This is a genomic window from Microbacterium sp. MDV22-iso44 (genome assembly GCF_058629135.1).
On the sequence record NZ_JBZVWS010000001.1, the window covers coordinates 399,654 to 418,999 of the forward strand.

17 protein-coding genes are annotated in these 19,346 nt (G+C 70.9%); all 17 read left to right on the forward strand.

Annotated elements, in window-relative coordinates:
• The first annotated feature begins 37 nt into the window (after nt 1-37).
• A complete protein-coding gene (gene metK / locus AC4NN1_RS01990) occupies nt 38-1,231 on the forward strand; it encodes a methionine adenosyltransferase (RefSeq protein ID WP_018186759.1) in 1,194 nt (397 codons plus the stop codon).
• A 5-nt stretch (nt 1,232-1,236) separates the two neighbouring features.
• Nucleotides 1,237-3,186 carry a primosomal protein N' family DNA-binding protein gene (locus AC4NN1_RS01995; RefSeq protein WP_491954417.1) on the forward strand — a complete coding sequence of 650 codons (1,950 nt, stop codon included), beginning with the start codon at nt 1,237-1,239 and terminating at the stop codon, nt 3,184-3,186.
• Nucleotides 3,187-3,196: 10 nt separating this feature from the next.
• Nucleotides 3,197-4,129, forward strand: coding sequence for a methionyl-tRNA formyltransferase (gene fmt, locus AC4NN1_RS02000; RefSeq protein ID WP_491954418.1), 933 nt, complete (start codon nt 3,197-3,199; stop codon nt 4,127-4,129).
• Nucleotides 4,126-5,481 carry an RsmB/NOP family class I SAM-dependent RNA methyltransferase gene (locus AC4NN1_RS02005; protein ID WP_363458930.1) on the forward strand — a complete coding sequence of 452 codons (1,356 nt, stop codon included), beginning with the start codon at nt 4,126-4,128 and terminating at the stop codon, nt 5,479-5,481. The genes fmt and AC4NN1_RS02005 overlap by 4 nt, the downstream gene beginning before the upstream one ends.
• 15 nt (nt 5,482-5,496) lie before the next feature.
• Nucleotides 5,497-6,180, forward strand: coding sequence for a ribulose-phosphate 3-epimerase (gene rpe / locus AC4NN1_RS02010; RefSeq protein WP_020097289.1), 684 nt, complete (start codon nt 5,497-5,499; stop codon nt 6,178-6,180).
• 56 nt (nt 6,181-6,236) lie between these two features.
• Nucleotides 6,237-6,500, forward strand: coding sequence for a phosphoribosyl-ATP diphosphatase (locus AC4NN1_RS02015; protein ID WP_018186764.1), 264 nt, complete (start codon nt 6,237-6,239; stop codon nt 6,498-6,500).
• Between the two features lie 46 nt (nt 6,501-6,546).
• Entirely contained in the window at nt 6,547-7,389 is an 843-nt protein-coding gene (gene hisG, locus AC4NN1_RS02020; RefSeq protein ID WP_491954419.1) for an ATP phosphoribosyltransferase, read from the forward strand.
• 1 nt (nt 7,390) lies between these two features.
• Nucleotides 7,391-8,155, forward strand: a complete 765-nt coding sequence (hisF, locus tag AC4NN1_RS02025) for an imidazole glycerol phosphate synthase subunit HisF (RefSeq protein ID WP_336123642.1) — start codon at nt 7,391-7,393, stop codon at nt 8,153-8,155.
• Nucleotides 8,152-8,511, forward strand: a complete 360-nt coding sequence (gene hisI, locus AC4NN1_RS02030) for a phosphoribosyl-AMP cyclohydrolase (protein WP_491954420.1) — start codon at nt 8,152-8,154, stop codon at nt 8,509-8,511. The genes hisF and hisI overlap by 4 nt, the downstream gene beginning before the upstream one ends.
• Nucleotides 8,508-9,092, forward strand: a complete 585-nt coding sequence (locus AC4NN1_RS02035; RefSeq protein ID WP_116229098.1) for a Trp biosynthesis-associated membrane protein — start codon at nt 8,508-8,510, stop codon at nt 9,090-9,092. Before hisI ends, AC4NN1_RS02035 begins: the two co-directional genes overlap by 4 nt.
• A 94-nt stretch (nt 9,093-9,186) precedes the next feature.
• Nucleotides 9,187-9,414 (forward strand): DUF6704 family protein, encoded by a 228-nt coding sequence (locus AC4NN1_RS02040; RefSeq protein WP_018186769.1) that lies wholly within the window; start codon nt 9,187-9,189, stop codon nt 9,412-9,414.
• Between the two features lies 1 nt (nt 9,415).
• Nucleotides 9,416-10,192 carry an indole-3-glycerol phosphate synthase TrpC gene (gene trpC / locus AC4NN1_RS02045; protein ID WP_116229097.1) on the forward strand — a complete coding sequence of 259 codons (777 nt, stop codon included), beginning with the start codon at nt 9,416-9,418 and terminating at the stop codon, nt 10,190-10,192.
• Nucleotides 10,189-11,448: a tryptophan synthase subunit beta gene (gene trpB, locus AC4NN1_RS02050; protein WP_018186771.1), complete on the forward strand. Its 1,260-nt coding sequence runs from the start codon at nt 10,189-10,191 to the stop codon at nt 11,446-11,448. Before trpC ends, trpB begins: the two co-directional genes overlap by 4 nt.
• Entirely contained in the window at nt 11,445-12,245 is an 801-nt protein-coding gene (trpA, locus tag AC4NN1_RS02055; protein ID WP_018186772.1) for a tryptophan synthase subunit alpha, read from the forward strand. The genes trpB and trpA overlap by 4 nt, the downstream gene beginning before the upstream one ends.
• A 10-nt stretch (nt 12,246-12,255) precedes the next feature.
• Nucleotides 12,256-13,227 (forward strand): prolipoprotein diacylglyceryl transferase, encoded by a 972-nt coding sequence (lgt, locus tag AC4NN1_RS02060; protein WP_020097283.1) that lies wholly within the window; start codon nt 12,256-12,258, stop codon nt 13,225-13,227.
• Nucleotides 13,228-13,280: 53 nt separating this feature from the next.
• Nucleotides 13,281-17,885, forward strand: a complete 4,605-nt coding sequence (gltB, locus tag AC4NN1_RS02065; RefSeq protein ID WP_491954421.1) for a glutamate synthase large subunit — start codon at nt 13,281-13,283, stop codon at nt 17,883-17,885.
• On the forward strand, nt 17,878-19,344 hold the full coding sequence (locus tag AC4NN1_RS02070; protein ID WP_116229094.1) for a glutamate synthase subunit beta: 1,467 nt from the start codon (nt 17,878-17,880) through the stop codon (nt 19,342-19,344). The genes gltB and AC4NN1_RS02070 overlap by 8 nt, the downstream gene beginning before the upstream one ends.
• Nucleotides 19,345-19,346 lie beyond the last annotated feature (2 nt).

The following is a 19,346-nucleotide window of genomic DNA, read 5'->3' on the forward strand; positions in this document are numbered from 1 at the left end:
TGGTTTCCACACCCCCGATCCGCCCTCTGGAGGACCGATGAGCGCGCTGCGCCTGTTCACGTCGGAGTCCGTGACCGAAGGTCACCCCGACAAGATCTGCGACCAGATCTCCGACAGCATCCTCGATGCCCTCCTCGCGGTCGACCGCGGCAGCCGCGTCGCCGTCGAGACACTGGTCACGACGGGCCTCGTCCACGTCGCAGGTGAAGTCCGCACCGACGGCTACGTCGACATCCCGGGGATCGTCCGTCGCGTCGTGAACCGCATCGGGTACACCTCCTCCGAGACCGGCTTCGACGGCGACTCGTGCGGTGTGACGGTGTCGATCGGCGAGCAGTCGGGCGACATCGCCGCGGGCGTCGACAACGCCCTGGAGCACCGCGAGGGCGGTTCGGTCGACCCCGTCGACGCGCTCGGCGCGGGGGACCAGGGCATCATGTTCGGCTACGCGACGAACGAGACGCCCTCGTACATGCCGACCGCGATCTGGACCGCCCACCGGCTGGCCGAGCGGCTCACCGATGCGCGTCGCAGCGGCGCGCTGCCGTTCCTCCGCCCCGACGGCAAGACGCAGGTGACCCTCGGTTACGACGGCACGACGCCGCGGACCGTCGACACGGTCGTCCTCTCCACCCAGCACCACCCCGACATCTCGCTCCCGGCCCTGCGCGCCGCGGTGCAGGCCGAGGTCATCGACCCCGTCCTCGCCCAGACGGGGCTCGACGTCTCGGGCGTGCGCTACGTCATCAACCCGGCCGGCCCCTTCGTCGTGGGCGGTCCCAAGGGTGACGCGGGCCTGACGGGTCGCAAGATCATCATCGACACCTACGGTGGGGCCGCGCGTCACGGCGGTGGGGCCTTCAGCGGCAAGGACCCCTCCAAGGTCGATCGCTCGGCGGCGTATGCGATGCGCTGGGTCGCGAAGAACGCCGTCGCGGCGGGCCTGGCCGACCGGCTCGAGGTGCAGGTCGCCTACGCGATCGGCCGTGCCGCCCCCGTGGGGCTGTACGTCGAGACGTTCGGAACGGGCCACGTCTCGGACGAGAAGATCACCGCCGCGATCCGCGAATCGTTCGATCTCCGGCCGCAGGCGATCATCGACGACCTCGACCTCCTGCGCCCGATCTACGCGCAGACCGCCGCCTACGGACACTTCGGGCGGGAACTGCCCGAGTTCACGTGGGAACGCACCGACCGCGTCGACGCGTTGCGGGCCGCCGCCGGGCTCTGACGCCCGTGATCGCCGTCGCGCGGATCCTCCTCGATTCGCCGCTCCCTCAACTCGACCGGCTCTTCGACTACGCCGTGCCGGGCGCCCTGGACGCCGACGCGCAACCGGGTGTGCGAGTGAAGGTGCCGTTGCGGAGCGCCGGCCGGATGATCGAGGGCTGGGTCATCGAGCGGGCCGAGGTCGAGCCCGGCGGGCGGCCGCTGTCCGAGGTGGCATCCGTCGTCTCTCCGGTACCGGTGCTGCCGGCATCCCTCTACGCGCTGGCACGGCGCGTCGCCGACCGTGCCGCGGGCTCGGCGAGCGACATCCTGCGCCTTGCGGTGCCGAAGCGGATGGTGCGTGCCGAGAAGGCCTGGCTCGCCGCCGATCCGCCCGAAGCTCCGCAGGTGGATCCGGATGCCGTGACCCGCGCGCACGAGCTCGCATCACCCTATCCGGGGCTCGCCGACGCCGTCCTGTCCGGGGAGCGGGTCGCGATCGACGCCCCGCCGCATCCGACTCCCGGAGCTCTCCGCGGTGCGTGGGCGGACCTGCTGGCGAGCCTCGCCGCGCTCGTCCTGGACAGCGGTCGGAGCGCGCTGCTCGTCGTCCCCGATCACCGTGACCAGACGCAGCTCCTCGACGCCCTCACGACCCTCGTCCCGGGCGAGGCGGTCGTCCGCGACGACGCCCGACGCTCGGGCCCGGAGCGGTACGCGACGTACCTGCGGATGCTGAGTCCCACGCCCTGCATCGTCGTCGGGAACAGGTCCACCGTGTACGCGCCCGCTCACGATGTCGGCGCCGTCTTCGTCTGGGACGACGGCGACACGCTTCTCGCCGAGCCGCTCAGTCCGGGAGTCCACGCACGGGATGCCGCGCTCGTCCGTCAGGAGGAGGAGCACTCCGCGCTCGTCTTCGCGGGCCACACCCGCACCACCGATGTCGAGCGTCTCGTCCAGCTCGGGTGGGTGCGTGAGATCCCCGCGTCGCGACGGGTCAGTCCGAGGGTCGTCCTGTCCGCGACGCACGAGGCCGAGTACCGCGGTGCCCGCGTCCCCTCGGCCGCCTTCGGTGCGGCGCGAGAGGCCTTGCAGCACGGCCCGGTGCTGGTCCAGGTCGCCCGGCCGGGCTACTCACCCGTCCTCGTCTGCGCGGAGTGCCGAACTCCCGCCCGGTGCCGGCACTGCTCCGGCCCGCTCCGTGCGCGCCGCCCCGGTGCGACTCCCGACTGCGGATGGTGCGGCCGGTCGGCGCCGAACTGGACGTGCGCCAACTGCGCCGGGACGCGCTTCCGGATGGCGTCATCGGGGAGTGAACGTACGGCGGACGAACTCGGTCGGGCGTTCCCCGGCATCCGCGTCATCGTCGCCGACGGCGATCACCCCGTTGCATCGGTCGACGGCCGACCGGCCCTCGTGATCGCTACGCGCGGAGCGGAGCCCGCGGCGGAGGGCGGCTACCGTGCGGTCATCCTCCTCGACGGCGACAAGATGCTCATGGCCGAGCAGTTGCGGATCGGCGAATCGTGCCTGCGGTGGTGGTCGAACGCCGCCGCGCTGGCGGCTCCCGGCTCGCCGGTCCATCTCGTCGGCGTCACCGGTCCCGTCGCCCGTGCCCTCGCGACGTGGACCCACGCCGCATACGCACGTGCCGAGCTCGCGGACCGGGCTCCACTGCTGATGCCCCCGACCGTCCGGGTCGCCGCCGTCGAGGGGGCCGCGGCATCCGTCGACCGCGCCCTCGCCGAGCTGCGCGAGGCGGTTCCCGACCTCGCACCGCTGTCGGTGCTCGGCCCCGTGCCCACCGACGACGGCGCGCGCGCCCTCGTCCGGGTGGACTACGCGCACGGCCGCGCCGTCGCCGAGCAGCTGCGGGCATCCGTCGTCGCTGATGCGGTCCGGGGTCGCCGCCGGGGTCCTGGACCCCGGACTACACTCAGGGTTCGGCTCGATGTGCCCGAGCTCGATCTGTGAGGACCCCTGCATGCGCGTCGTTTTCGCCGGAACCCCCGAACCGGCCGTCCCGTCCCTCCGCGCCCTCGCGGCCTCGTCCCATGAGGTCGTCGGCGTCGTCACGCGACGCGATGCTCCGATCGGACGCAAGCGCGTCCTGACGCCCTCGCCGGTCGCGGTGGCGGCGGAGGAGCTCGGGCTTCCGATCGTCAAGGCGGACCGCCTCGACGATGCCGCGACGGCCGAGATCTCCGCGCTCGGCGCGGACCTGGGTGTCATCGTCGCCTACGGCGGACTGGTGCGCGAACCGCTCCTATCGATGCCGCCGCACGGCTGGATCAACCTGCATTTCTCCCTCCTCCCGCGCTGGCGCGGCGCGGCGCCCGTGCAGCACGCGCTCATCGCCGGCGACCGTGTGACGGGCGCCGCCGTGTTCCAGCTCGTCCCCGCCCTCGACGCCGGGGACGTCTTCGCCGAGCTCCGCTACGACGTCCCGCGCGGTGCCACGGCGGGCGACGTGCTCACGGACCTGGCCGCGTCCGGCGCGGAACTCGTCTCGGGAGTCGTGGATGCGATCGCCGACGGCTCGGCGGTCACGACGCCCCAGCACGGCGAACCCACCCTCGCGCCGAAGCTCACACAGGCCGACGGCGCCCTCGATCTGGCCGAACCCGCCGACCGTGTGATCGACCGCTTCCGCGGGACGACGCCCGAGCCCGGTGCCCACATGTCGCTCGACGGTCAGCGGGTGAAGGTGCTCGCCGCCCTCCGCGGTCCCGACGCCGATCTCGAGGCCGGTCAGGTCGCGCTCGTCGGCCGTGACGTCGTCGCGGGCACGGGGGAGGGAACCGTCCTTCTCCGGACGGTCCAACCCGCCGGAAAGGGTGCGATGAACGCGGCCGACTGGTGGCGCGGGCTCCGCGTCGATGATCCTCGGATCGATCTCCCTGGATCGGTCTCGTGAGCGCCGCCCGCGACGTCGCGTACGCGGTCATCCGCGCCGTCGGCGAGGACGACGCCTACGCGAACCTCCTCCTGCCGCGCGAACTCGAGCGCGCCCGGCTGTCGACGGCGGATGCCGCCCTCGCCACCGAGCTGACCTACGGCACCCTCCGCCGCGTCGGGACCTACGACGCCATCATCGAGATGGCGGCGTCGCGCCCCGTCTCGGGGATCGACGCGCCCGTCCTCGACGCCCTTCGACTCGGCACGCACCAGCTCCTCGCGACCCGCGTCCCCGCTCACGCCGCCGTCCACGAGACGGTCGACCTCGTCGGCCGCGTCGCCGGACGGCGCGCGACGGGGTTCGCCAACGCCGTCCTCCGCCGCGTGTCGGAACGGGACGAGGAGGAGTGGCTGACCCGCATCGAGGATGCCGCCCGCTCCGACGACGAGCGCCTGGCCGTCCGGTTCGCGCACCCCGTCTGGATCATCCGCGCCTTCCGTCGCGCACTCTCCGTCGAGGGACGCGGCGACGAGCTCCTCGACCTCCTCGCCGCCGACAACGCCGCACCCACCGTGACCCTCACCGCCCTGCCGGGCGTCGGGTCGATCCCGGAGGACGCGGAGCGCACCCCGTTCTCCCCGATCGGATTCCGCCTCGCCGGTGGTGACCCGGACCGGATCGTCCGCGGGTCGGGGGGCGCTGTCCGCGTACAGGACGAAGGGTCGCAGCTTGCGGCCCTCGCCCTGTCGCGTGCGGTGCCGATCCGCGCGGGGGAGCGGTGGCTGGACCTCTGCGCCGCGCCCGGCGGCAAGACCGCCGTGCTGGCTGCCGAGGGCGCCACCGGCGGCGCGATCGTCGAGGCGAACGAAGTGTCACCTGCGCGGGCCCGCCTCGTCCGGCAGTCGGTCGCCGCCGTCCCTCTCGACGTGCCCGTGTCGGAGGAGGACGGCCGCACCCGCGCGGGCCGCGGGGTCTACGACCGGATCCTCGTCGACGCCCCCTGCACCGGCCTCGGCGCCCTCCGACGCCGGCCCGAGGCGCGGTGGCGGAAGGCCCCGGCGGACGTCCCCGAACTCACGCAGCTGCAGACCGAACTCCTCATCGCGGCGGTCGACGCGCTTGCTCCCGGCGGCGTCGTCGCCTACGTGACGTGCTCACCCCACCTCGCCGAGACCGCGGGTGTCGTGGCAGAGGTCGAACGTCGGTTCGGTGACGCTCTCACCCAGCTCGACGCGCGCGAGGTGCTCCGGCAGGTCGCCGGCGGGGATATCGATCTCGCGGAGCCGTCGGATGGATCGGGCCGCGCCCAGCTGTGGCCCCACCGTCACGGCACCGACGCGATGTCGATCTGGCTGCTCCGCAAGAACTGACCGGGCACCGGGATAATGGCTGACGTGGCCGATTCCGACGTACGCATCAACCCCAGCATCCTCGCCGCCGACTTCGTGAACATGCAGGCGGAACTCGCCCGCATCGCGTCGGCCGACTTCGTCCACGTCGACGTCATGGACAACCACTTCGTCCCGAACCTGACGTTCGGCCCGCAGATGGTCGAGCGCATCCAAGCGACGAGCCCCGTCCCGCTCGACGTGCACCTCATGATCAGCGACGCCGATCGCTGCGCTCCCGAGTACGCCGAGATCGGGGCGGCATCCGTCACGTTCCACCTCGAGGCGGCCGCCGACCCCGTCGCCCTCGCTCGTCGGCTGCGGCAGATCGGCGCACGCGCCGGCGTCGCGGTCAAGCCTGCGACCCCCGTGGAGCAGCTGTTCGACGTCCTCGACGAGTTCGACCAGATCCTCGTCATGACGGTCGAGCCCGGCTTCGGCGGGCAGAGCTTCATGGCCGACCAGATGCCCAAGCTCCGCCGGCTCAGCGACGAGGCCCGCCGCCGCGGGTCGCGAGTGTGGCTCCAGGTCGACGGCGGCATCGGCGAATCGACCATCGCGCAGGCAGCGGATGCCGGTGCCGACACGTTCGTGGCGGGCTCGGCCGTCTTCGGGGCCGAGGATCCCGGCGCAGCGATCAGCGCGCTCCGCTCGGCCGCGGCATCCGCTCACCGTCACTGACGCGCACGGCCGTCACGCGGACCGGCCGGGATCGGCGGGCCGGTACCCTGGAGGGTGTGAAGACCTTCGACGCACTGTTCTCCGAGCTGAGCGAGACCGCGGCGAGCCGTCCCGAGGGATCGGGCACGGTCGCGCAGCTGGATCGCGGCGTCCACGCCATCGGCAAGAAGATCGTCGAAGAGGCCGCCGAGGTCTGGATGGCCGCCGAGTACCAGTCCGACACCGAGACGGCCGAGGAGATCTCGCAGCTGCTCTACCACCTGCAGGTGATGATGCTCGCGAAGGGCCTGACGCTCGAGGACGTGTACCGACATCTCTGATCGGTCCCTCGACTCGTCCGCCCACCTCCACACCGAAAGACGCTCCATGCTGCGCATCGCCGTCCCCAACAAGGGCATGCTCGCCGAAACCACCGCGGGGATGCTCGCCGAAGCCGGGTACACCGGTCGACGCGACCCCAAGGACCTGCACGCCATCGACCCCGTCAACGACGTCGAGTTCTTCTACCTTCGTCCCAAGGACATCGCCACCTACGTCGGCTCCGGTGCGCTGGACGTCGGCATCACCGGTCGCGACCTGCTGCTGGACGCCCGGATGCCGGGCGCCCGTGAGATCGAAAAGCTCGGCTTCGGCGGCTCGACGTTCCGGTTCGCCGGCCCTCCCGGACGCTTCACGGAGCTCGCCGACCTCGACGGACTGCGCGTCGCGACGGCATACCCGGGCCTGGTCGACGCGTACCTCGACGACCTCGGCGTCGCCGTCGACCTCGTGCCGCTCGACGGTGCGGTCGAATCCGCCGTTCAGCTGGGTGTCGCGGATGCCGTCGCCGACGTCGTCTCGACCGGCACGACCCTCCGCCAAGCGGGTCTCGAGATCTTCGGACCGGTGCTGCTGGAGTCCGAGGCCGTCCTCATCGGCGCGCCGACCGAGGCCGACGGCACCGAGACGCTCCAGCGCCGCCTGCGCGGCGTGATGGTCGCCCGGCGCTACGTCCTCATCGATTACGACCTGCCCGCGCACCTGGTCGACCAGGCGGTCGCCCTCGCTCCCGGCATCGAGTCGCCCACGATCTCGCCGCTGCGCGACCCCGCGTGGGTCGCCGTCCGCGTCATGAGTCCGCGGAAGACCGTGAACCAGGTCATGGACGCCCTCTACGAGATCGGCGCGCGGGCGATCCTCGTGACCGCCATCCACAACGCGAGGCTCTGACGTGTCGCTCGTCAGCCGCGTGATCCCGTGTCTCGACGTGGCCGCGGGCAAGGTCGTCAAGGGCGTCAACTTCGAGAACCTCCGCGAGATGGGCGATCCCGTCGAACTGGCGCGCCGGTACTACGAGCAGGGCGCCGATGAGATCACCTTCCTCGACGTGACGGCCACCGTCGACGCGCGCGACACGACGTACGACGTCGTGCAGCGCACCGCCGAGCAGGTCTTCATCCCGCTCACCGTGGGCGGGGGAGTGCGCTCGGCCGAGGACGTCGCACGGCTCCTCGGGGTCGGCGCCGACAAGGTGGGCGTCAACTCGGCCGCGATCGCCCGGCCCGAGCTCCTCGGCGAGATCGCCGACCGCTTCGGGGCGCAGGTCCTCGTCCTCTCCCTCGACGTCAAGCGCGCTCCCGGCACGCCGTCCGGCTTCGCCGTCACGACGCACGGCGGACGCACCCTCACCGACATCGACGCGCTCGCCTGGGCGCGCGAGGCGATCGAGCGCGGTGCGGGGGAGCTCCTCGTCAACTCGATCGACGCCGACGGCACGAAGGACGGCTTCGACCTCGAGCTCGTCTCGCTCATGCGCGAGGTGTCCACGGTGCCCGTGATCGCCTCCGGAGGAGCGGGGGATGCCGCGCACTTCGCCCCGGCGATCGCCGCCGGTGCCGACGCGGTGCTCGCGGCATCCGTCTTCCACTCCGGCCAGCTGACCGTCGCGGACGTCAAGGACGCGCTCGTCCGCGAAGGGGTGGAGGTCCGCCGATGACCCGGTCGATCGAGGAGCGCATGTCCCGAGTGGTCTACAACGCCGACGGCCTCGTCCCCGCGATCGTGCAGCAGCACGACACGCGCGAGGTGCTCATGCTCGGGTGGATGGATGTCGAGGCCCTCCGCCGGACGCTCACCGAGGGTCGCGTGACGTTCTGGTCGCGGTCGCGTCAGGAGTACTGGCGCAAGGGCGACACGTCCGGCCACGCGCAGTTCGTGAAGGGCGTGAGGCTGGACTGCGACGGCGACACGCTGCTGGTGTCCGTCGAGCAGGTCGGTGCGGCCTGCCACACCGGCGACCGCACGTGCTTCGACGCCGACGACCTCGATCCCGTCGTCGGCGAGTTCTCGTGACCGAGGCGACGTCGCGGCGCACCCGCCTGTCGGCCGTCCTCGCGATCCTGGCCGGCGGCGCACTCGGCATCATCGGGTCGACCCAGACCTGGCTCGAGGCGACCGTCGACGACGGATCTCCGGTGCCGATCGCCGTCGCGGGAGCCGATGCCCTCGCCGTCGTCGCGCCCCTGAGCCTCGCGGCGCTCGCTCTCGGGCTCGCCCTGACGATCGTCGGCCGCGTGCTCCGCCACGTCTTCGCCGTCATCGCCGTGGCCCTCGGCGCCGGCCTCGGATGGGGTGCGTTCCGCATCGCCTCTCAGCGACCCGTGGATGCCGTCGCCGGCCCGGTGACCGACGCCACCGGTCTCAGCGGGGAGAAGAGCATCGCCGCCATCGTGACCGAGGTCACGGCGACGCCCTGGCCGGCGGTCACCGTCGCGGCATCCGCTCTGATCCTGCTCGGCGGCGTGCTCGCCCTCGCGACGGCACACCGATGGAGCTCGGCGGGCCGGAAGTACCGCACGGATCGCGCGGCCGGTCCCCGCGACAGCATCGACTCCTGGGACGATCTCTCGCGCGGCGAGGACCCGACCACCTGAGCTCCGCGGGGCGGGGGAGTCTGCACGCCCCGCTAGACTGATCAGGCGGCGTCAGCCGACCCAGACAACCCGTGCGTCCCATCGAAGGAGAACAATGAGCGGCATCGAGGACCCCGGCCACGGACACTCCCCGGCGGCATGGACGACGGTCATCATCATGCTCGTCGCGCTGACGATCGGCACCGTGTTCTTCTTCCTCGAGATGCCGCTCCTCGTCTGGCTCTCGGTCGTCCTGCTGCTCCTCGGTCTCGTCGTCGGCTTCATCATGACCAAGGCCGGCTACGGCGTCGGCGGGTCGAAGACCGTCTCGAAGCAGCACTGACATGCTCGCCGACCTCATGGGCGGCGCGGTGGAGGATGCACGGGAGCGGGAGACCGTCCGCCCCCTTGCTGTCGTGGAGAAGCTCGCCCTCGCGCAGCCTGCCGCGATCGACGCCCTCGCCGCCCTCGCACCCGCAGAGCGCGTCAAGATCATCGCCGAGGTCAAGCGCGCGAGCCCGTCGCGCGGTGACCTCGCCGACATCCCCGATCCCGCGCTGCAGGCGCGCCGGTACGAACTCGGCGGCGCGTCCGCCATCTCGGTCCTGACCGAGGGGCGCAAGTTCAAGGGTTCGCTCGCCGACCTCGAGGCCGTCCGCGCCGCGGTCACGCTTCCCGTGCTCCGCAAGGACTTCATCTCGACGGCCTACCAGGTGTTCGAGGCACGCGCCGCGGGCGCCGACCTCGTGCTGCTCATCGTCGCCGGGCTCGAGCAGGACCTGCTCGCCGAGCTCCACGGTCTCGTGCAGGAGCTCGGGATGACGCCCCTCGTCGAGACGCACTCGGCGGAGGAACTGGCGCGCGCGAACGACATCGGTGCGCGTCTGGTCGGAGTCAACGCGCGCAACCTCTCGACCTTCGAGCTCGACCGCGACCTCTTCGGGCGGCTCGCGGCCGACATCCCCGAGGGTGTGATCAAGATCGCCGAGTCCGCGGTCCTCTCACCCGCCGACGTCGCGCACTACCGTGCCGCGGGTGCCGACGTCGTCCTGATCGGCGAAGCGCTCGTCACGAGTGACCCCGTGTCGACGCTCGCCGCCTTCCTGGAGGCAGGTTCATGAGTCTTCGTGCAGCTACCGGTCCGTTCTTCGGCGAGTTCGGCGGGCGGTACATGCCCGAGTCCCTGATCGCCGCGATCGACGAGCTCACCGCGGTCTACGAGGATGCGAAGGCGGACCCCGCCTTCGCTGCCGAGTTCTCCCGGCTCCTGAGCGTCTACGCCGGCCGACCGTCGGCCCTGACCGAGGTGCCCCGGTTCGCCGAGCACGCCGGCGGCGCGCGGGTCTTCCTCAAGCGCGAAGACCTCAACCACACCGGCTCGCACAAGATCAACAACGTCATCGGTCAGGCGCTCATCACGAAGCGGCTCGGCAAGAAGCGCGTGATCGCCGAGACCGGGGCAGGCCAGCACGGCGTCGCGACCGCGACCGCCGCCGCCCTGTTCGGCTTCGAGTGCACGGTGTACATGGGCGAGGTCGACACCGAGCGACAGGCGTTGAACGTCGCGCGCATGCGGCTGCTCGGGGCCGAGGTCATCCCCGTCACGACGGGCTCGCGGACGCTGAAGGACGCGATCAACGAGGCGTACCGCGACTGGGTCGCGTCGGTCGACACGACCAACTACATTTTCGGCACCGCCGCCGGGCCCCACCCGTTCCCCGCGATGGTGCGCGACTTCCAGAAGATCATCAGCGAGGAGGCGCGTCAGCAGCTCCTCGACGAGATCGGCCGGCTCCCCGACGCGGTCGTCGCCTGCGTGGGCGGCGGGTCGAACGCGATCGGCATGTTCGACGCCTTCCTCGACGACGAGGGCGTGGCGCTGTACGGCGTCGAGGCGGCCGGCGACGGCGTCGACACGCCCAAGCACGCGGCATCCATCGAACGCGGTCGCCCCGGCATCCTCCACGGCGCGAAGACGTTCGTCCTGCAGGACGAGGACGGGCAGACGACCGAATCGCACTCGATCTCGGCCGGGCTCGACTACCCCGGCGTCGGTCCCGAGCACGCGTGGCTCGCGAGCATCGGCCGTGCGCAGTACATCCCCGCCACCGACACCGAGGCGATGGAGGCCCTGCGTCTGCTGAGCCGGACCGAGGGCATCATCCCCGCCATCGAGTCCGCGCACGCCCTCGCCGGGGCGCTGCGCATCGGACGCGAGCTGGGTCCCGACGGCGTGATCGCGATCAACCTCTCGGGCCGCGGTGACAAGGACATGGACACCGCCGCCCGGTGGTTCGAGCTCTACGACGCCGACAAGGAGCCCGTCGAGGTGCCGACCGACCCCGCGCACGGCAGCGGCGAAGGGGTCGAACTGTGACCTCTCGCGTCGCGGCGGCGATCTCCGCCGCGAAGGAGGCGGGACGCGGGGCCTTCGTGGGCTACCTCCCGATCGGATATCCCGACCTGCAGACGAGCATCGACGCCGCCGTCGCTCTCGCCGAGAACGGCGCCGACATCCTCGAGCTCGGCCCGCCCTACTCCGACCCCGTCATGGACGGCGTCGTCATCCAGGAGGCCACGCAGGCCGCCCTGGCGGCCGGGTTCCGCTTCCGCGACACGTTCACGGCCGTCCGTGCGATCGCCGAGCGCGTCGACGTCCCGATCGTCGTCATGACGTACTGGAACCCGGTGTTCCAGTACGGCGTCGACCGCTTCGCCGACGACCTGGCCGCTGCGGGCGGTGCGGGGCTCATCACGCCCGACATCACCCCCGACGCCGCTGCCGACTGGATCGCCGCGTCGGAGCGCACCGGCCTGGACCGCATCTTCCTCGCGGCGCCCTCTTCCACCGAGGAGCGGATCAAGATGATCGCCGAGCACTCCACGGGCTTCGTCTACACCGTCTCGACGATGGGCATCACGGGGGAGCGTGCCGAGTTGGATGCCGCAGCCCGCGCCCTCGTCGACCGCCTGCGGGCCCACGGGGTCGAGAACGCCTGCGTCGGCATCGGGATCTCCACCGCCGACCAGGTGGACGGTGTCCTCGAGTACGCGGACGGCGCGATCGTCGGCACGGCGCTCGTCCGCGCGCTGCGCGACGGCGGCGTCGACGGGCTCGCGGCGACGGCGCGCGAGCTGTCGCAGGGCGCAGGACCGCACGCCGTCACCGCGTAGACTCGCCGTCGTGACTTCTGCTGCCCTCTCTGTCGTCGCGAGCATCCCCAGCCCGTCGATCAGTTCGTTCCAGCTCGGCCCGCTGACGATCCACTTCTACGCCCTGTGCATCCTGGCGGGCATCATCGTCGCGACGCTGTGGACCAACCGTCGCCTCACCGCGCGCGGCGCGGAGCCCTGGGTCGTGATCGACATCGCTCTGCTGGCCGTCCCGCTGGCCATCATCGGCGCGCGCATCTTCCATGTCCTGACCCACCCCGGCTTCTACTTCGGCGAGGGCAAGGACCTGTGGGCGATCTTCCGGATCTGGGAGGGCGGCATCGCCATCTTCGGCGCCCTCATCGGCGGTGCGATCGGCGCGTGGCTCGGCTGCAAGTGGAGCGGCATCCGTTTCTGGACGTTCGCCGACGCCCTCGCGCCGGCACTTCTGCTGGCGCAGGCGTTCGGACGTTTCGGCAACTGGTTCAACCAGGAGCTCTACGGTCTTCCCACCGACCTGCCCTGGGGTCTGGAGATCGACTACCCGAACTCGGCGTGGCCCGCCGGGCTGCCCGTGGGCACCCTGTTCCACCCGACGTTCCTCTACGAGGTCATCTGGAACGTCATGGGCGTCATCATCATCGCTGCGGCGGGACGCCGGTTCCGGCTGCAGTGGGGACGCCTGTTCGGCCTCTACCTGGTCTGGTACTCGGCCGGTCGCATCGTCTGGGAGTCGATCCGCATCGATCCGAGCGAGGTGTACCTCGGTCTCCGCACCAACGTGTGGGCGGCGATCTTCGGTGTCATCGTGGGTCTGGTCATCATGATCGTGCAGAAGCGTCGGCACCCGGGGCTCGAGCCGTCGCCGTACCAGCCGGGTCGCGAATGGACTCCGCCGGGCGGGGTACACTCACAGGGAACCGATGACTTCGTGGACGTGAGCGCACCCCCCGCGTCCGAAGAATCCTCCGGTGGGGCCACAAGCTCCCTCACCACCCGATAGCACCGCAGGGCCGACGTCGTCCCAGGTTGAGCACCCATGTGAGGACGGTAGGCATGCCCTCGAGCTCCCGTCACGAAGACACCACGACCCGGCCGGCCGGGTCCATCACCGGTGGTTCGTTCCCTGCGAAGCAGGGGATGTACAACCCGGCGTTCGAGAAGGACGCCTGCGGTCTGGCGATGGTCGCGACTCTGCGCGGCGAGGCGGGCCACGACATCGTGGACCTCGCCCTCACCGCGCTCCGAAACCTCGAGCACCGCGGTGCCATCGGGTCGGATGCCGGTACCGGTGACGGCGCCGGCATCCTGACTCAAATGCCCGACGCGTTCCTGCGCGCGGTCGTCGACTTCGACCTGCCCGCGGTCGGCGAGTACGCCGTCGGTCTCGCGTTCCTGCCGACCGACCACGATGAGCGTGCCGCGCAGAAGGCGGCTGTCGAGGACATCGCGGCGAGCGAGGGCCTGACGGTCCTCGGGTGGCGCGTGGTCCCGACGGCGGATGAGAACCTCGGCAAGTTGGCGTTCAACGCACGCCCGGCGTTCGAGCAGCTCTTCGTGTCACGGCCCGCCGTCGGCGATGCGCCGGCGCTGTCCGGCATCGCGCTGGACCGCCGCACCTACCGCCTGCGCAAGCGCGCCCAGCACGAGCTCGATGCGTACTTCGTGTCGCTGTCGAGCCGCACGCTCGGCTACAAGGGCATGGTGACGACGCTCCAGCTCGAGCCGTTCTACCCCGATCTGCAGGACGAGCGTTTCGCGACCGAGCTCGCGGTCGTGCACTCCCGCTACTCGACCAACACCTTCCCGTCGTGGCCGCTCGCCCAGCCGCTGCGGATGCTGGCCCACAACGGCGAGATCAACACCGTCAACGGCAACCGCAACTGGATGCGGGCGCGGCAGTCCCAGCTCGAGTCGGAGCTCCTCGGCGACATCAGTCCGCTGCTGCCGATCTGCAGCCCCGGCCAGAGCGACTCCGCGTCGTTCGACGAGGTGCTCGAACTGCTGACGTTGACCGGCCGCAGCCTGCCGCACGCGATCATGATGATGGTCCCCGAGGCGTACGAGAAGCAGGCCGACATCCCCGACGACCTGCGCGCCTTCTACGACTACCACTCGATGCAGATGGAGCCGTGGGACGGCCCGGCAGCGCTCATCTTCACCGACGGCTCGCTCGTCGGCGCGACGCTCGACCGCAACGGCCTGCGCCCCGGTCGCTGGACCGAGACGACGGACGGCCTCGTCGTCATCGGAAGTGAGACGGGTGTGCTCGACTTCGAGCCCCAGCGCATCAAGCGGCGCGGTCGGCTCCGGCCGGGACGCATGTTCGTCGTCGACACGGCGCAGGGCCGCATCGTCGAGGACGACGAGATCAAGCGCGACCTCGCCTCGCTCCACCCGTGGCAGGAGTGGCTCGACGCAGGGCGCGTCCGCCTCAAGGACCTTCCCGAGCGCGAGCACATCGTGCACCCGATCGCCTCGATCACCCGGCGTCAGCGCACGTTCGGCTACACCGAGGAGGAGGTGCGCATCCTCCTGACCCCCATGGGCCAGACCGGTGCCGAACCCCTCGGTGCGATGGGCTCGGACACGCCGATCGCCGTCCTCAGCCAGCGGCCGCGCCTTCTCTTCGATTACTTCGTGCAGCAGTTCGCGCAGGTCACGAACCCGCCGCTCGACTCGATCCGCGAGGAGGTGGTCACCTCCCTCGGGCTCGGCCTCGGCCCCGAGCGCAACCTCCTGGCCTCCGGCGCCGACCACACCCGGGTGATCACCCTCGACTTCCCGGTCATCGACAACGACGAGCTCGCGAAGCTGCAGAACATCGACCGCGCCCTGCCGGGTCGCCGCTCCATCACGATCCGGGGCCTGTACCGCGCAGACGCCGACGCGGACTCGCTGCGCTCCCGGCTCGACGAGATCTGCGCCGAGGTGGATGCCGCCATCGCCGACGGTGTCGAGTTCATCATCCTCAGCGACCGCGACTCGACGTCGGACCTCGTGCCGATCCCCTCGCTGCTGACCCTGTCGGCCGTCCACCACCACCTCATCCGCAACCAGAACCGCATGAAGGTCGGTCTCGTCGTGGAGGCGGGCGACGTCCGCGAGGTCCACCACGTCGCGACGCTGATCGGATACGGTGCGTCGGCGGTCAATCCCTACCTCGCGATGGAGACCGTCGAGTACCTGGTCCGCGCGGGGTACATCACGGGCGTCGAGCCCGAGAAGGCCGTCCGCAACCTGATCTACGCGCTCGGCAAGGGCGTGCTGAAGATCATGTCCAAGATGGGCATCTCGACGGTGTCCTCGTACGCGGGCGCCCAGGTCTTCGAGGCCGTCGGACTCTCGCAGGAGTTCATCGACACGTACTTCACCGGCACCGAGACGAAGCTCGGGGGCATCGGGATCGAGGAGATCTCGCGCGAGAACCTCGCCCGTCACGAGTTCGCGTACCCCGCCGATCAGGCCGCGCGTGCACACGAGCGGCTCTGGACGGGCGGCGAGTACCAGTGGCGGCGGGACGGGGCATCCCACCTCTTCAACCCCGACACCGTGTTCCGTCTGCAGCACGCGACCCGGACGCGCCGCTACGACATCTTCCGCGAGTACACGCAGATGATCGACGAGCAGGCGTCCGACCTGAAGACGCTGCGCGGCCTCTTCCGGCTCAAGTCCGGCGTCCGCCCCGCGGTTCCCATCGACGAGGTCGAGCCGATCTCGTCGATCGTGAAGCGCTTCTCGACCGGAGCGATGAGCTACGGCTCCATCTCAAAGGAGGCGCACGAGACCCTCGCGATCGCGATGAACCGACTCGGTGCGAAGTCGAACACGGGCGAGGGCGGAGAGGACGTCGACCGGCTCCTCGACCCCGAACGGCGCAGCGCCATCAAGCAGGTCGCCTCGGGACGTTTCGGCGTCACGAGCATGTACCTGACGCACGCCGACGACATCCAGATCAAGCTCGCCCAGGGCGCGAAGCCCGGCGAGGGCGGGCAGCTGCCTCCCGGCAAGGTCTACCCCTGGATCGCGCGGACGCGCGGCGGCACGCCCGGTGTGGGACTCATCTCACCGCCGCCCCACCACGACATCTACTCGATCGAGGACCTGAAGCAGCTGATCTTCGATCTCAAGCGCGCCAACCCGTCGGCGCGCGTCCACGTGAAGCTCGTCAGTCAGTCCGGCATCGGCGCGGTCGCGGCGGGAACGGCGAAGGCCCTGGCCGACGTCATCCTCGTCTCGGGGCACGACGGCGGCACGGGGGCGAGCCCGCTGAACTCCCTGAAGCACGCGGGCACGCCCTGGGAACTCGGTCTCGCCGAGACCCAGCAGACGCTGATGATCAACGACATGCGCGGGCGTGTGGTCGTTCAGGCGGACGGACAGCTGAAGACCGGACGCGACGTGCTCATCGCGGCGCTGCTCGGCGCCGAGGAGTTCGGCTTCGCGACGAGCGCGCTCGTCGTCGAGGGCTGCATCATGATGCGCGTGTGCCACCTCGACACCTGCCCCGTCGGTGTCGCGACGCAGAACCCGGAACTGCGCAAACGCTTCTCCGGTAAGGCCGATCACGTCGTGAACTTCATGGAGTTCATCGCGCAGGAGGTGCGGGAGTACCTGGCCGAGCTGGGCTTCCGCTCGATCGAAGAGGCCGTCGGTCACACCGAGGTCCTCGACGTGCAGCCGGCGGTCGACCACTGGAAGGCGTACGGGCTGGACCTGTCGCCCATCCTCCGCGGACCCGTGTTCGAGGAGGATGCACCCCGTCACCGCGTGCGCGAGCAGGACCATGAGCTCGAAGAGCACTTCGACGTCGGCCTGCTCGACCGGGCGCGCGATGTCGTCGCCCACGGGGGGCACGTGACGATCGACCTCCCGGTGCGCAACACCGAGCGTGCCGTCGGCACCATGCTCGGACACCACGTCACCAAGGCCCACGGCGAGAACGGTCTGCCGTCGGGCACGATCGAGGTCAACCTGACCGGATCGGCGGGGCAGTCGTTCGGCGCTTTCCTGCCCTCGGGCATCACGCTGCGTCTCGAGGGCGACTCGAACGACTACGTCGGCAAGGGCCTGTCGGGCGGCGAGATCGTCGTCCGGCCTCCCCGCGATGCCGCCTTCGACGCCTCGAAGAACGTCATCGCCGGCAACGTGATCGGCTACGGCGCGACCCGCGGCTCGATGTTCCTCCGAGGCGTCGTCGGCGAACGGTTCCTCGTCCGGAACTCCGGAGCCACGGCTGTCGTCGAGGGCGTCGGAGACCACGCGCTCGAGTACATGACCGGCGGACTCGCCGTGATCCTGGGGCCCACCGGCCGCAACCTCGGAGCGGGCATGTCCGGCGGATCGGCCTACATCCACCACCTGGACCGGGCCCTCATCAACCGCGAGGCCCTCGCGACCGGCGAGCTGGAGCTCCTCGAGCTCGGCGCCGGCGATGTCGAGATCCTCCGCGACCTGCTGGTCCGTCACGTCGAGGAGACCGGATCGGACCTCGCCGAGCGGCTGCTCGCGAACCTCGACACCGAGGTCGCGAACTTCACCCGCGTCCTGCCGCGTGACTACGCGGCCGTCCTGAAAACCCGCCAGGAGGCGGCCGCCGAGGGGCTCGACCCCGACAGCGACGTCGTCTGGAACCGCATCCTGGAGGTGACCCGTGGCTGACCCGAAGGGCTTCCTCAAAGTCACCGAGCGCGAGCTGCCGCCGCGCCGGCCCGTCCCCGTTCGCATCATGGACTGGAAAGAGGTGTACGAGCAGGGCGACCAGGCCGTGCTGCGTCGCCAGGCCGGCCGCTGTATGGACTGCGGCGTCCCGTTCTGCCACCAGGGATGCCCCCTGGGCAACCTCATCCCGGAGTGGAACGACCTCACCTGGCGCGGGGAGGGTCGCGCTGCCATCGAGCGGTTGCACGCGACGAACAACTTCCCGGAGTTCACCGGTCGCCTGTGTCCCGCGCCCTGCGAGAGCTCGTGCGTCCTGGGGATCAACCAGCCGGCGGTCACGATCAAGCAGATCGAGGTCTCCACGATCGACGAGGCGTTCGCGCACGGTTGGGTCGAGGCCGAGCCGCCGGGACGTCTGACCGGCAAGACGGTGGCCGTCGTGGGTTCGGGCCCCGCCGGTCTCGCTGCGGCGCAGCAGCTCACGCGCGCCGGGCACACGGTCGCCGTGTACGAGCGCGACGACCGCATCGGCGGTCTGCTGCGCTACGGCATCCCGGACTTCAAGATGGAGAAGCGCCACCTCGAGACCCGACTGCGGCAGATGCGTGACGAGGGCACCCGCTTCCGCGCCGGCGTCGAGATCGGCAAGGACCTGTCGTGGGACGACCTGCGGGCGCGGTACGACGCCGTCGTCATCGCCACCGGTTCGACCGTGCCGCGCGACCTCGCGATCCCGGGGCGCGACCTTGCCGGCGTCCACTTCGCCATGGAGTACCTCGTCGAGTCCAACAAGGCTGTCGCGGGCGATCAGGTCCCTCACCAGATCCACGCCGAGGGCAAGCACGTCGTCGTGATCGGCGGCGGCGACACCGGGGCCGACTGCATCGGCACGGCGCACCGCCAGGGTGCCCTGAGCGTCACCAACCTCGCGATCGGCAAGCAGCCGCCCGAGGCGCGTCCCGATCACCAGCCGTGGCCCATGATGCCGACCCTGTTCGAGGTCGCCTCGGCGCACGAAGAGGGCGGCGAGCGTTCGTACCTCGCCTCGACCGTCGAGTTCCTCGGCAACGAGGCGGGGGAGGTGCGCGCCCTGCGGGTGGCCGAGACGGAGTTCGTCGACGGCCGCCGCGTCCCCAAGAGCGGCACCGAGCGGGAGATCCCCGCCGACCTCGTGCTCATCGCCATGGGATTCACCGGACCCGAGCGCACGGCGCTCGAGCAGCAGCTCGGCGCCGTGTTCACCTCGAACGGCAACGTCGAGCGTGCGGACGACTGGCAGGCGACGGCACCGGGTGTCTTCGTGGCCGGGGATGCCGGTCGTGGTCAGTCCCTCATCGTCTGGGCGATCGCAGAAGGGCGCGCGGCGGCCTCGGCCGTCGACGAGTACCTGATGGGGTCGACCAGCCTCCCGGCGCCGGTCCGACCGACCGACGTCGCGATCGGCCTCCAGCACGCCTAGGC